We start from the raw sequence: 13,448 nt of genomic DNA, 5'->3' as shown, positions 1-13,448 counted from the left end.
CGCGCTTGGTGCGCGCTAACTACCGGCATCGCGCCACGGCGCGATAGCTCACTTCCCCTCTTCCCCGCTGTCGCTTGAACCTGCACTCTATCGCCAGCACGTTCCGACCAACGACAGGCATATTCAGCAAAAGGCGATGCGTGACACATTTCTCACCATTATCCTTTTCGATAAATGCGCGAATATGTTCGAAATCAAACAAATTAATCCATATACATGACTTAATGTTTTTAAAACGAACATTGAGGACACATTATGGACAGCGCCTCTGTCACTGAATACGACGCCATCATTATCGGTGGTGGCGCCACCGGAGCCGGGATAGCCCGCGACTGCTCCCTGCGCGGCCTGAAGGTGGCGCTGGTTGAGCGTTTTGATATTGCCACTGGCGCGACGGGGCGTAACCACGGCCTGCTGCACAGCGGCGCACGCTATGCGGTGACCGACAGCGAATCCGCGCGCGAATGCATCAGCGAAAACCAAATCCTGCGGCGCATCGCCCGCCACTGCATTGAACCCACCAGCGGGCTGTTTATCACCCTGCCAGAAGACGACCTCAACTATCAGCGTACTTTTATGACCGCCTGCCAGGCGGCTGGAATTCAGGCTGAAGCTATCGACCCTGCGCTCGCACGGCGGATGGAGCCCGCGGTAAACCCCGCGCTGGTTGGCGCAGTGCGCGTGCCCGACGGCACCGTCGACCCCTTCCGCCTGACCGCCGCCAATATGCTCGACGCCCGCGAACACGGTGCGACGATTTTTACCGCCCATGAAGTCACCGGCCTGATTCGCCACAACGATCGCATCCACGGCGTTCGCCTGCTCAACCACACCAGCGGACAACCGCGCGAACTGCGCGCGCCGGTCGTCGTCAACGCCGCCGGGATCTGGGGCCAGCGCATCGCTGAATACGCCGACCTGCGCATTCGCATGTTCCCGGCGAAAGGCTCGCTGCTGATATTTGAAAACCGTATCAACCAGCACGTGATCAACCGCTGCCGCCCGCCTGCCGATGCCGATATTCTGGTACCCGGCGACACGATTTCGCTGATTGGCACCACGTCAACGCATATCGATTACGACGATATTGACCGCTGCCGCGTCACCGCCGACGAAGTGGATATTCTGCTGCGCGAAGGTGAAAAGCTGGCGCCAGTTATGGCGAATACCCGCATTCTTCGCGCCTACTGCGGCGTGCGTCCGCTGGTTGCCAGCGATGACGACCCCAGCGGACGCAACGTCAGCCGGGGCATTGTTCTGCTGGATCACGCTGAGCGCGACGGGCTGGAAGGATTCATTACCATTACCGGCGGCAAGCTGATGACCTATCGCCTGATGGCAGAATGGGCCACCGATGCCGTTTGCCGCAAGCTTCATCACGACGGCATCTGCACCACTGCCCAAACGCCGCTGCCCGGCTCCCGTGAGCCGGCAGAGAAAACGCTGCAACGCATGATTTCTCTGCCCGCGCCGCTACGTGGTTCGGCGGTCTACCGTCACGGCGACCGCACGCCGGAGTGGCTCGGCAACAGTCGGTTACAGCGAAGCGTCGTCTGCGAATGCGAAGCCGTGACCGCAGGCGAAGTACAGTACGCGGTGGAAAATCTGGCGGTCAATAACCTGCTGGATTTACGCCGCCGCACCCGCGTTGGCATGGGAACCTGTCAGGGCGAGCTGTGCGCCTGTCGCGCCGCTGGCCTGCTCCAGCGTTATCGCGTCGCCACCTCAGCGCAATCACTTACCCAGCTTTCCGCCTTCCTGAATGAACGCTGGAAAGGCGTCCAGCCGATTGCATGGGGCGATGCGCTGCGCGAAAGCGAGCTGACCCGCTGGGTATACCAGGGATTATGCGGCCTTAAAAAGGAGCCTGAAGATGAAATTTGATAGCGTGATTATCGGCGGCGGGCTTGCCGGGCTGCTGTGCGGCATTCAGCTGCAAAAAGCAGGCCTGCGCACGGTGATTGTCAGCCGCGGCCAGAGCGCGCTGCACTTCTCTTCCGGCTCGCTGGACTTACTCAGCGCCCTGCCCGACGGTCAGCCGGTCACCCACCTTTCAGACGGACTGGCCGCGCTGCACGAACAATCCCCACAGCATCCTTATAGCCAGATCGGCGCCGACCTTGTGCAGCGCTACGCGCAGCAGACGCAGGCGCTGCTGGCAGAGTGCGGAATAAAAATGCATGGCGATATAGCGAAGCCGCATCAGCGTATTACCCCGCTGGGCACCCAACGCGCCGCCTGGCTAAGCCCGTCGGAAGTACCGATTATCCCGTTCAGGCACGGGCGTGTTCGAGTCGTCGGCATTAGTGGATTTCTCGATTTCCAACCGCATCTGGTCGCCGAATCCCTCCAGCAGCAGGGGCTTAATGCCGATACCGCTGAAATCGATTTACCGGAGCTGGACGTGTTACGAGAGAACCCGACCGAGTTCCGCGCGGTCAATATCGCCAGAGTACTGGATGAAAAAGCGCACTGGTCAACGCTGCATCAGGCGCTATTGCCGCTCAGCGAAGGATGCGACACGCTGGTGATGCCCGCCTGCTTCGGCCTGCGCGACACGGCGCTGTTCGACTGGTTAAATCACAACCTTCCCTGCACCCTGTTGTTGCTGCCAACGCTGCCACCTTCGGTGCCGGGTATGCGGCTCCACGCCACCCTGCAACGGCGGTTTGTTGCGCTGGGCGGAACCTGGATGGCGGGCGATGAAGTTGTGCGCGTCAGCCACGACGGCGGTGGCGTTGGCGAAATCTGGACGCGCAATCACGGCGATATTCCCTTACGCCCACGCTATGCGGTACTGGCCAGCGGCAGCTTTTTCAGCAACGGCCTGACCGCCGGACGTGACGGCATCCGCGAGTCGATTATGGGGCTGGATATTCAGCAACCCGCCTCACGTCGCGCGGGCTACCGCGATGATTTCTTTGACCCACAGCCATGGCAGCAGTCGGGCACGACGGTCGACGCCGCGCTACACCCAACGCTCCGGGGCCTGCCGATGCGCAACCTGTTTGCCATCGGCTCGGTGCTCGGGGGCTTCGACCCGATAGCGCAGGGCTGCGGCGGGGGCGTGTGCGCCGTCACCGCGCTACACGCTGCCGCGCAGATTATCCGTTTAGCGGGAGGTGAAGCATGAGCCAGCAAAGTTTCGAAAACTGCATAAAATGCACCGTTTGCACCACCGTCTGCCCCGTCAGCCGCGTTAACCCGCGCTATCCGGGGCCAAAACAGGCCGGGCCGGATGGCGAACGCCTGCGCCGCAAAGACGCGGGGCTGTATGACGAGGCGCTAAAATACTGCATCAACTGCAAACGCTGCGAGGTCGCCTGCCCATCGGATGTGAAAATTGGCGATATTATCCAGCGCGCCCGCGCCAACTATAGCCAGCAAAAGCCGGGTATCCGCGATACCATCCTTAGCCATACCGACCTGATGGGCACGCTCTCTACGCCCTTCGCCCCGATCGTCAACGCTGCCACCGATCTTAAGCCCGTGCGTCAGCTTCTCGATAGCGCCCTCAAGATTGACCACCACCGCGCCCTGCCGAAATATTCCTTTGGCACTTTTCGCCGCCGCTACGCGCGCCTCGCCGCCCAGCAAGCGCAGTTTGCCGAGCAGGTGGCGTTTTTCCACGGCTGCTACGTGAATTACAATCACCCACAGCTCGGGCTGGATTTGATTAAGGTGATGAATGCGATAGGCATTGGCGTGCAGCTGCTGAGCAAAGAGAAGTGCTGCGGCGTACCGCTGATTGCTAACGGCTTCTTTGATAAAGCCCGCCGCCAGGCGCAGAGCAACGTCAAGTCGCTGCGGGAAGCCATTGGCGGCAAAAAGCTGCCGGTGATTGCCACCTCATCCACCTGCACCTTTACGCTGCGCGATGAGTACCCGCACCTGCTGGACGTCGATAACCACGATCTACGCGACAACATTGAGCTGGCGACCCGCTGGCTGTGGCGCAAGCTGGACGCGGGCACAGAGCTGCCGCTACAGCCACTGCCGCTGAAGGTGGTGTACCACACGCCGTGTCATATGGAGAAGATGGGCTGGTCGCTGTACACGCTGGAGTTAATACGCCGCATACCGGGTATAGAGCTGCAGGTGCTGGATTCACAATGCTGCGGAATTGCGGGAACATACGGTTTTAAAACGGAGAACTACCCAACGTCACAGGCGATAGGCGCACCGCTCTTCGAACAAATTGAAGCGAGCGGAGCAGACCTGGTGATTACCGACTGCGAGACCTGCAAATGGCAGATTGAGATGTCCACCAGTAAACGTTGTGAACATCCGATTACGCTGTTGGCGCGAGCGTTAGCTGTGCAGTAAGCATCATGCCGGGTGGCGCTATGCTTACCCGGCCTACATTCGGTTGCATATTGTAGGCCCGATAAGCGTAGCGCCATCGGGCATTTACAACACCAGCGAATCTACCACGTTAATCCAGCCATGTTCGCTAGCAACCGCACGCCCATTCAGCCACCGACGCAGCATATTCAGTGCCATCATCGCACACACTTCCTGACGCACCGCCAGACCATGACGCGTATTGCTGAACTTCACCTGCAGCGCATGCGTCCCTTCCGGTGTCGCCAGCGCAAAGTTAATGTGCTCACTCTCAAGACCGCTTACCGCCAGCGCTAACCCCGCAAAATGGTTCACCCGGCGCTCGGCGGCCCAGCGGGCGGTCTGTGCCAGCGTTTCATCCTGCGGCGGTACCACTTCACTTGCCAGCAGTGGCGCCTGAGCGCGGGAAAGCTGCAGGGCAATCAGCCCGCTGGTGAACTGCTCACTTAACGTAAGACTAAGCTGTTTTTCTTTCAGTACGCGAGCAAGCTGCGCAGGAAGCCCTTCAGTGCCTTCAAAAATCAGGCTTTCACCCGCAACTTTCTGCACTTCCGGCCACAGCGCCAGCATCGCATCACGATGTTCCGCAGGCCCGGTCAGCTTCAGTTCGATAATCGGCATTGAGGAGCGATAGCCCATGCTCACGCCCGGCGGCAGTTCAAGGTGCTGCAGGCTCTGGGCGAGATCGCTTTCCGAGCGGCCAAAAGTGGTCAAACGCAGGCACAGCGGCGGTTCACCGACCGGATAACGCTGACGAATGCGCGGCAGGATCTCTTTTTCGACCATCACTTTAAATTCAGACGGCACGCCCGGCGTAAAGAACATCAGGCAGCGGTTGAGCTTAACGGCAAAGCCACAGGCGGTGCCAACCGGGTTGTCGATAAGCTCGGCGCTGGCCGGGATCTCCGCCTGTTTGCGGTTGCTCGGCGCCATCACGCGGCCACGCTCGCTGAAGAAGCGCTCCATAAACGCCAGCCACTCTTCGTGCATAATCAGCGATTCACCTTTCGCCGTTGCCGCCGCCAGCGCGCTAAGGTCATCGCTGGTCGGCCCGAGGCCGCCGTTCACAATCAGAATATCCGCCTGGGTACTGCGCTCACGCAGAATCGCCACCAGGTCATCCAGGTTATCGCCAACGGTGTTACGTCGCGTCAGTGGAATACCCTGCTGGAAACAAAAATCGGCAAGCCAGGCAGCGTTTGTATCGACGATCTGCCCCGATAAGACTTCGTCACCGGTGGACAGCATCTCAACCGTTATCATCACTTTCTCCAATAAAAAGAGGACGAGTCACTATAACGCAAGCAGAGGATTTAAGAAGAGAAAAACTGGCGCGGCGGTGTCACCGCGCCGGGGGGGGGGGGAATTAGAAGGATGCGCTCACACCAACGTACGGGCCATCGGCCACGGCGTTGTCGCGATGACCGTCTTTACCCGCGAGGTTCAGGTAACGATAACCTGCTTCGATACTGATTGGACGCATAATGGTATAACGCGCGCCCGCGTTCGCTTCGGTGTAACTGTCGATGCCGCTGGAGAGTGAGTCTGGGGAGTAGTAGTACTCGCCGAACAGACGCAGGCTGTCACCAATTTTCCACTGCAGGCCGCCGCCGACCGCTGCGGCATAGCCGGAATCGCTGTCGTTAGGATCGGTATACACCGCTTTACCACCCACGGTTGCCATGAATGGACCGAGAGGGATATTCAGCCCCAGGCCCAGACCTGCCACATCACCATCGTCGTCGCTGTGCGTCCAGTTACCGGTTAACGCCAGGCCAGAGGTCTCAGTACCGACACCAAAGCCCAGGTTAGTGTAATCTTTACCAGCTTGACCGTTAAAGCTGATTGCACTCGCTGACGCGGAGACAAACATCAGCCCCGCCAGACCAAATAACACGCTCTTTTTCATCTTCATCCTTTCATGCAAACGCAAAAATAAACGCCCTTAAACCGCTGAATTGTACTGCGATACGCAGCGGATTCAATGTACGAAACAGGCAATAATCAGTGGGATTGTAACGAATTACGACTAATACATCACCACGAATAATGATGCACCCCAATGAAATAACTCGCATCTATTATTCATGGTTTTGACTGCGCATTAACCCACTGGATCAACGGATGGCGGGATACCTTAATGCCCGTCCCTTTCATCGCTTCCGGCAACATCAGCCATTGGCACGGCTGCTGAAATCCTGCCAGCCGCCCCTTCGCCCACTGCGCCAGTTCGGCTATATCTAACGTTGGTTCGCCGTCCAGTACTGCCACCGGACGTTGACCAAATTCGATATCGTCAACGGGGACAATAAAGACCTGATTCACCGCCGGATGCTGTACCAGTACACGCTCAACTTCTTCTGGTTGAATGCCCTCACCGCCGCTGAAAAACAGATTATCCAGCCGGCCAATCACGTGCAGCTTGCCGTCACGGATTTCACCGCGATCGCGGGTGGCAAACCAACCTTCGGCATTGGTCAGCGGCAGCAGTTCGCCATTGCGCCAGTACCCTGAAGCCATGCTGCTGGCGCGCAGCCAGATTTCACCGTCGACCAGCCGCAGTTCACGTCCCGGCAGCGGCACGCCAACATCCTCGCCGCCGTTGGCTTCGCGCGCGCAAACGGTGGAGGCAAACTCGGTCAGGCCGTAGCCACAGAAGGTTTGAATCCCCCGCGCTGCCGCCTGCTCGGTCAGCACCGCCGGAATAGCCGCGCCGCCCAGCAGCACCGTTTTCAGAGAAAGTGGTTGTTTATCATTGAGCAGTCGCCAGAGCTGCGTCGGCACCAGCGACGCGTGGGAGCAACCCTGTAGCGCCTGTGCAAGCGGACGCTCGCTCACCGCCATCTGTGCACCCACCAGCAGCCAGCGCCAGAAAATCCCCTGACCGGAGACGTGGAACAACGGCAGCGACAGCAGCCAGCCGTCATTTTCTGCAAACGGCATCAGGCTCAGCACGCCGTGCGCGCTCGCCAGATGCGCCGCGCAGGTATGCACCGCCGCTTTCGGCAGACCGGTTGAACCCGAGGTGAGCGTCATCGACGCCAGGCGTTCAGCACGCCAGTCGCAGGGCGCTGTCAGCGATGCGGAACGCAGCTGCAATGGCGCAAGACCATAGTGCTCATCGGCTTCCAGATTTAAAAAGTGACGCAGGCTGAGCCCCGGCAGCAGTTGGCTGATAAGCGTCGACGGCAGACGTGGGTTCAGCGGCAGAATGCGCGCGCCGCACTGCAACAGCGCCAGCCAGGCCAGCACCGCCTCCGGGCGATTGCGCGCGCAAAGCGCCACGCCGTCTTCAGGGTTAACCCCCTGCGCCTGAAACCCGGCGGCCAGCGCGTCAATACGTTCGCACAGCACCGTCCAGCTCAGGGTTTCGTCATCGAGACGCAGCGCGATGGCGCCGCCGCGCACCTCGCGCCAGTGCCGCCACGGCCAGGTTGAAAAGGTCACAGCAGCGGCTCCATATCCTCAATCGCGCCGCACGGCAGGGAGCTTCCAGGCCAGCAGCGGATAAGCTGAGTTTGCATTAGATTCAGGGTATCCAGACCCGGAATAGTGTCTGGTGTCAGCCACGCCGCAATGCGCGCCAGCTGGGTTAAGCCAAGGCTTGATTCCAGCGAGGAGCTAATCACCGCCGTCAGGCCGAGCGCATGCGCCGCCGCCACCTGAGCTTTTACACGTTGCAGGCTGCCGGTGAGCGTCGGTTTAATCACCACGGCTTTCAGGCCGGGTTCAGCCTCGAAGCGGAAATCCGCCTCGCGCAGGCTTTCGTCCCAGGCAATAGCAATACCCGTTTCACGCGCAAAGGCGCGGGAGTCATCGCGGGTTTTGCACGGTTCTTCAAGGAAAGCGATGCGCGAGCGATAGTCCGGATTGACGTATTTGGCGAACTGCTGCGCTTTCAGCGGCGTCCAGGCGCGGTTAGCGTCAAGGCGCAGGGTCAGCTCTGGAATGGCTTCCAGCAATAGGTTCACCACCATGCCGTCGCGGACCGCTTCGTACAGGCCGACCTTCACCTTCGCCACCTTCTCGCCGGACATGTCGGCCAGCTTGATAACCAAATCGTCCGGGTCACCGGTGCACAGCGGCGCGGCGCGATAATCCGCCGCCTCGGGCAGCGCATCGTTCAGCTCCGCTAGCGCGCAGCTAATGCCGAAAGCCACCGAAGGAACCTCTGGCAACGCGCCATCGTCGCCCTGCCGCCAGGCGTTAACCCAGCCGAGCAGCGCCGACTGCGCGTCGTCCAGCGACTCCAGGCTAAAGCCCGGCAGTGGGGAGATTTCTCCCCACCCGTCCCGTTCGCCGTCACGCAGGTAGACGAATAACCCATCACGGGTTTTCAGCCGCCGCTCGCGCAGAACCACACCTGCGTCCATCGGTATCTGCCAGCGGTAAACCTGCGCACTACGCATTACGGATTCCGTTTGAATTTGCTGAAGTCAGGCTGACGTTTCTGGTTGAAGGCGTTACGGCCTTCCTGACCTTCTTCGGTCATGTAGAACAGCATGGTGGCGTTACCCGCCAGCTCCTGCAGACCTGCCTGACCGTCACAGTCGGCGTTCAGCGCGGCTTTCAGGCAGCGCAGCGCCATCGGGCTGTTTTGCAGCATTTCACGGCACCAGCGCACGGTCTCTTTTTCGAGGTCAACCAGCGGTACCACGGTGTTCACCAGCCCCATATCCAGCGCCGCTTTCGCGTCGTACTGGCGGCACAAGAACCAGATTTCACGCGCTTTTTTCTGACCCACGATGCGCGCCATATAGGAAGCGCCCCAGCCGCCGTCGAAGGAGCCGACTTTCGGGCCGGTCTGGCCGAAGATGGCGTTATCCGCCGCAATGGTCAGGTCACACATCATGTGCAGCACGTGGCCGCCACCGATGGAGAAACCTGCGACCATCGCCACGACCGGTTTCGGGCAGGTACGGATCTGACGCTGGAAGTCCAGCACGTTCAGGTGGTGAACGCCGCTGTCGTCCTGGTATCCGCCGTAGTCGCCGCGCACTTTCTGGTCGCCGCCAGCGCAGAAGGCTTTGTCGCCCGCACCGGTCAGGATAATCACGCCGACGTTGTCGTCATAGCGGGCATCCGCCAGCGCCTGAATCATCTCTTTGACCGTCAGCGGACGAAACGCATTGCGTACCTGCGGGCGGTTAATGGTGATTTTGGCGATGCCGTCAGCGGATTTTTCGTAGCGAATGTCGGTAAAACCTTCGGAACAATCGTGCCACTCAGCGGGGGCGTACAGCATAGCTTCATCAGGATAGATCATAGCGAGTCCTATAAGTTAACAGGCAGAATCTGAGCCAGGCACGCGGCTACGCCCGCGGGGTTTTCCCGGTGCGCGTTGTGCCCGGCATCATGAATAAGGTGGCAAGGGCGTGCGAGTTCCTCGGCAATAGCCCGAAACTTGCGGTCGCGTTCGCCACAGAGATACCAGAATGGCAGTGAAAGCGTTTGCAGCGCAGGACGGAGGTCTTCCTGCACGGCTAAAGAGGTGGCCAGCAGCATCGCCGCCAGCGCGTTGCCGTCGTTTTGCTGGCGCAGCGCCACCAGCGAGGCGCGCTGTGCGTCGGTGAGGCTGGCGAATACCGGCTGTTGATACCAGGCACTGAAAACGTCCGCCAGCGGAAGCTCGCGAAAACGCTTAGCCCAGGTTTCGTCGTTGCGCCAGCGCGATTCCCGCTCAGCGCCGTTCGTCAGCCCAGGGTGACCGCCTTCGACAATCAGCCCTGCGAGGCCTTCTGGTCGCGAGCAGGCATAGTGCATGGCAATCCGCCCGCCCAGCGAGTAACCCACCAGCCAGTGGTTGAGTATGTTGTAACTAAGCAGCGTCGCCTGGAGTGCGGCGTCCATCTCAGTGAAGTTATTGACCCGCACCGACGAAGAACCACCGTGGCCAGGAAGATCGACATACAGCCGATTCGCCCGCGTAAAGCGCTGCCCCACCGGCTGCCACTCGCGGTGGTCGCCGGAAAAGCCGTGCAGGAAAACCAGCCACGGCTGCGTTGGGTCGCCCCGCTCGGCGACGGCGTGCAGGATCATAACTTGCTGACCTGCGCCAGCAGGTGCTGCAGCGTTTGTGCGCCGTCGGTGTCGTTGACCACCAGCTCAATCACCGTCGTCGCTGGCGTGCGCCAGGCGTTGCTTAGCGCCGCTTCCAGCGAGGCCCAATCCTCTGGCTGCTGATAGCGCAGGCCAAACATCTTCGCCGCGTGCTCGAAGTGAACGTTTTGCGGCATCGCGTAGAAGCGCTCGCGCTCCTCCACCGGCGTTGGCAGCAAGGAAAAAATCTGCCCGCCGTTGTTGTTGACCACAATCAGCACCAGCGGCGCAGACACCTGACGCAGCAGCGCCAGCGCGTTGAGGTCGTAGAGCGCCGACAGGTCGCCAACGATGGCAAGCGTCGGCCGCGCGCTGGCGCGCTGCACGCCAGCCGCCGTAGAAATCAGGCCGTCGATACCGCTGGCGCCGCGGTTGCTGTAAACCGGGTAGCCCGCCGGAAGCTGGCCCAAGGCGTCAATTAAGCGCACCACCAGGCTGTTACCGACGAACAGTTGCCCCTGATCCGGAAGATAACGACGAATACGGTGCGCCAGCTGCGCTTCGCCGAAGCGTTCGCTTTGCGCGGCGACCGCATCCCATGCCTGCTCGGAGAGTGTAGGGATGACCGTGGTCCACGGCGCGCGTTTTTCCGCCGGGTGTTTTTCCAGCCACTGGCCGATATTGCTCACCAGTCGGCGACCGCGATGGTGCGCCGGGTCGAGACGACCGGAGAGCGGGTCGACCAGCCAGTATTCGTCCGGTTCACAGGCCAGCTGCCATTGCAGCACGCGTTTGCCGGTGAGGCTGCTGCCGAGCTGCACCACAATCTGAGCCTGCTCCAGCTCACTGATGGCGGCCGGGTTGCTGAGCCAGAGATCCGCGCACGGCAGCGGCTGCCCGGTTTGCGACAGCACGTCGCCAATCAGCGGCCAACCCAGGGTTTTCGCCCATTCGGCAACCTTTTTGCCCTCTTCCGCGCTCATGCGCCCAGCGACAATCACGCCGCGCTTTTGCCGCCAGAAGAACCAGTCGCGCTGAACCGCGCTTTCCTGATGCAGCGCTTCGCGCAGCCACGGTTTTTCCCCCTGCCACCAGTCGCCCAGCGCCTGCTGCCAGGCAAGGCCGGTGTCGTCCATATCGCCATACAGCGGTTCCGCAAACGGGCAGTTGATGTGCACGCCGCCGGAATGCAGCGAGCCCAGCGCGTCATCCACCACGGAGACCAGCCAGCGGGCCGGGATATCCTGGCTCGGGCGCGGTAGCGAAAGGGTGCTGGAAGGGTGCGAGGCAAACATACCGGGCTGACGAATGGCCTGATTCGCGCCACAGTCAATCAGCTCTGGCGGGCGGTCCGCCGTCAGCAGAATAATTTTTTCACCGGTCAACCCTGCTTCAATCAGCGCCGGGTAGAGGTTCGCCACCGCCGTACCGGAGGTGACAATCACCGCCACCGGCTGCTTGCTGACCTTCGCCAGCCCCAGCGCCAGATGCCCGAGACCGCGCTCATCAAAATGGGTGTGATGAATAAAGGTGCGGTTCTCCGCTGCTGCCAACGTCAGCGGCGTTGAACGAGACCCGGGCGCAATGCAAACGTGCCGCACGCCGTGACGGGTTAATGCTTCGAGGATCACCGCCGCCCAGCGTCGGTTAAATGCGCTTACTGACATGAAGTTGTCCGGTATCAAATAATCGACTCAGTATAAATTCTACGACTCAGTAGGATTTTGATATGAATCGGTAATGTTCTATTCAGGGAACAGCAAAGAACGCAGACCCGCCGCTTTATTTTCGATTTCCTGCCATTCCTGTTCAGGATCGGAGCCATCAACGATGCCGGCACCGGCATACAGCCGCACCGTATTGCCTTCCACCTTCGCCGAACGCAGCGTCACGCAGAATTCGCTCTGGCGACGAGAAAGATAGCCCGCCGACCCGGCGTACCATTCGCGGGTAAACGGCTCAAAGCGGTCGATAAAGTCCAGCGCCAGCGCGCGAGGTAGCCCCGCCACCGCCGCCGTGGGCTGCAGTTGCAGCAGACAGCGCGTGTCGTCCGCCGCGGTCAACTCCGCCTGAATGCAGCGGCGAAGATGCTGCACCTTGCGCAGACGAACGATCTCCGCTGGCAGAACATCAAGCGTTTCCGTCAGCCCCTGCAGGCGCTGGCAGATATCTTCCACCACCAGACTGTTTTCCCGCTGGTTTTTATCATCGCGCATCAGCCAGTCGCCCAGTCGCTTGGCGATTGCCGTATCGTCGTGCGCCGCCACGGTGCCCGCCAGCGCTTCGGTACGCAGCGCCGTACCGCGCCGACGCCATAAGCGTTCCGGCGATGAACCGAGAAACGTCTGCTGCGCGTCGAACGCCATATAGAAATGATAGCAAGAGAAATTGACCCGGCGACTGGCGGCCATCAGCGCACCGGCGTCCGGCGCGCCGCTAAAGACCAGATCCGTTGCCCGCGCCAGCACCACTTTGCTAAAGGCGCCGTCGCGAATCGCTTGCGTCGCCTGCTCAATCAGCCGACACCAGCCCTCTTTGCCGGGGCGATGGGTTTCGCTTTCCTGCTGCAACGCCAGCTCCGCCGAGGCGTGATGGGCGGAAAGTAAGGCCAGGCATGCCCGCGCCTGTTCGGCATCCTGCTGGAGCGAAGTGTCACTCCACAGATTGATGCGAAGCGTGGCGCGCCCGGCCTCACGTCGCCACTCCAGGCGTGGCAGAAACAGCTGCCCGACCTTCGGGTCGAAAGCATTTACGCCGCAGATGCGCAGGTCGTCACGCTCAAGGGGGCACAGAAAATCATTGGCCTGAGCCAGGGAGGTAAAGGATTTGACCGAACCCAGCGCGGCAATCTCTTCTTTGCCGCTGCGCTGCTGCCAGTAGAACTGCGGCCAGACCGCCTGCCCGCTAAGCCAGGCGAGCGGATCGAAGGCATAGCTCAGGGGGAAAGAGACTTCGATGATTCGCGTGCCGGGCAACGCTGGAAAATCGTCTGTCAGCTGCCCTGACAGGCTCTGCAACGCCGCTAGAATGGATCGCACGCAAACCTCCCTATCATAAAAACCACA

The 13,448-nt window shown here is 60.6% G+C and carries 11 protein-coding genes; 3 read left to right on the top strand and 8 right to left on the bottom strand.

Translation table 11 applies throughout. The annotated features are described in order from the left end of the window. Positions 1-255 precede the first annotated feature (255 nt). The 3 genes from glpA to glpC are packed head-to-tail and all read left to right on the top strand — an operon-like array spanning position 256 to position 4,326. Positions 256-1,884: an anaerobic glycerol-3-phosphate dehydrogenase subunit A gene (gene glpA, locus ACH1XZ_RS01435; protein WP_395594037.1), complete on the top strand. Its 1,629-nt coding sequence runs from the start codon at positions 256-258 to the stop codon at positions 1,882-1,884. After that, positions 1,874-3,133, top strand: a complete 1,260-nt coding sequence (gene glpB / locus ACH1XZ_RS01430; protein WP_395594036.1) for a glycerol-3-phosphate dehydrogenase subunit GlpB — start codon at positions 1,874-1,876, stop codon at positions 3,131-3,133. Before glpA ends, glpB begins: the two co-directional genes overlap by 11 nt. Then, on the top strand, positions 3,130-4,326 hold the full coding sequence (gene glpC / locus ACH1XZ_RS01425) for an anaerobic glycerol-3-phosphate dehydrogenase subunit GlpC (protein ID WP_395594035.1): 1,197 nt from the start codon (positions 3,130-3,132) through the stop codon (positions 4,324-4,326). The genes glpB and glpC overlap by 4 nt, the downstream gene beginning before the upstream one ends. Before the next feature lie 84 nt (positions 4,327-4,410). Here the strand turns inward: glpC and ACH1XZ_RS01420 are convergent, their stop codons facing one another. The 8 genes from ACH1XZ_RS01420 to menF form a co-directional block, all read right to left on the bottom strand. Beyond that, positions 4,411-5,607 carry a nicotinamide mononucleotide deamidase-related protein YfaY gene (locus tag ACH1XZ_RS01420; RefSeq protein WP_395594034.1) on the bottom strand — a complete coding sequence of 399 codons (1,197 nt, stop codon included), beginning with the start codon at positions 5,605-5,607 and terminating at the stop codon, positions 4,411-4,413. A gap of 103 nt (positions 5,608-5,710) precedes the next feature. Further along, entirely contained in the window at positions 5,711-6,253 is a 543-nt protein-coding gene (locus ACH1XZ_RS01415) for a YfaZ family outer membrane protein (protein WP_395594033.1), read from the bottom strand. A 176-nt stretch (positions 6,254-6,429) separates the two neighbouring features. Then, complete coding sequence (gene menE / locus ACH1XZ_RS01410) at positions 6,430-7,791, bottom strand: o-succinylbenzoate--CoA ligase (protein ID WP_395594032.1); 1,362 nt, start codon at positions 7,789-7,791, stop codon at positions 6,430-6,432. Continuing rightward, the gene (gene menC, locus ACH1XZ_RS01405; protein WP_395594031.1) at positions 7,788-8,753 is read right to left on the bottom strand and encodes an o-succinylbenzoate synthase; all 966 of its coding nucleotides are present in this window, start codon (positions 8,751-8,753) and stop codon (positions 7,788-7,790) included. Before menC ends, menE begins: the two co-directional genes overlap by 4 nt. Continuing rightward, the gene (menB, locus tag ACH1XZ_RS01400; RefSeq protein WP_395594030.1) at positions 8,753-9,610 is read right to left on the bottom strand and encodes a 1,4-dihydroxy-2-naphthoyl-CoA synthase; all 858 of its coding nucleotides are present in this window, start codon (positions 9,608-9,610) and stop codon (positions 8,753-8,755) included. The genes menC and menB overlap by 1 nt, the downstream gene beginning before the upstream one ends. An 8-nt stretch (positions 9,611-9,618) precedes the next feature. Next, positions 9,619-10,383, bottom strand: a complete 765-nt coding sequence (gene menH / locus ACH1XZ_RS01395; RefSeq protein ID WP_395594029.1) for a 2-succinyl-6-hydroxy-2,4-cyclohexadiene-1-carboxylate synthase — start codon at positions 10,381-10,383, stop codon at positions 9,619-9,621. After that, complete coding sequence (gene menD / locus ACH1XZ_RS01390; RefSeq protein ID WP_395594028.1) at positions 10,380-12,050, bottom strand: 2-succinyl-5-enolpyruvyl-6-hydroxy-3-cyclohexene-1-carboxylic-acid synthase; 1,671 nt, start codon at positions 12,048-12,050, stop codon at positions 10,380-10,382. Before menD ends, menH begins: the two co-directional genes overlap by 4 nt. 78 nt (positions 12,051-12,128) lie before the next feature. Then, a complete protein-coding gene (gene menF, locus ACH1XZ_RS01385; protein ID WP_395594027.1) occupies positions 12,129-13,421 on the bottom strand; it encodes an isochorismate synthase MenF in 1,293 nt (430 codons plus the stop codon). Positions 13,422-13,448: the final 27 nt, after the last annotated feature.

Source organism: Kluyvera chengduensis (genome assembly GCF_044197065.1).
Lineage (GTDB): Bacteria > Pseudomonadota > Gammaproteobacteria > Enterobacterales > Enterobacteriaceae > Kluyvera > Kluyvera ascorbata_C.
The sequence above is the reverse complement of the archived record's forward strand: the minus strand, read 5'-3'. Positions and strand labels throughout refer to the sequence as shown.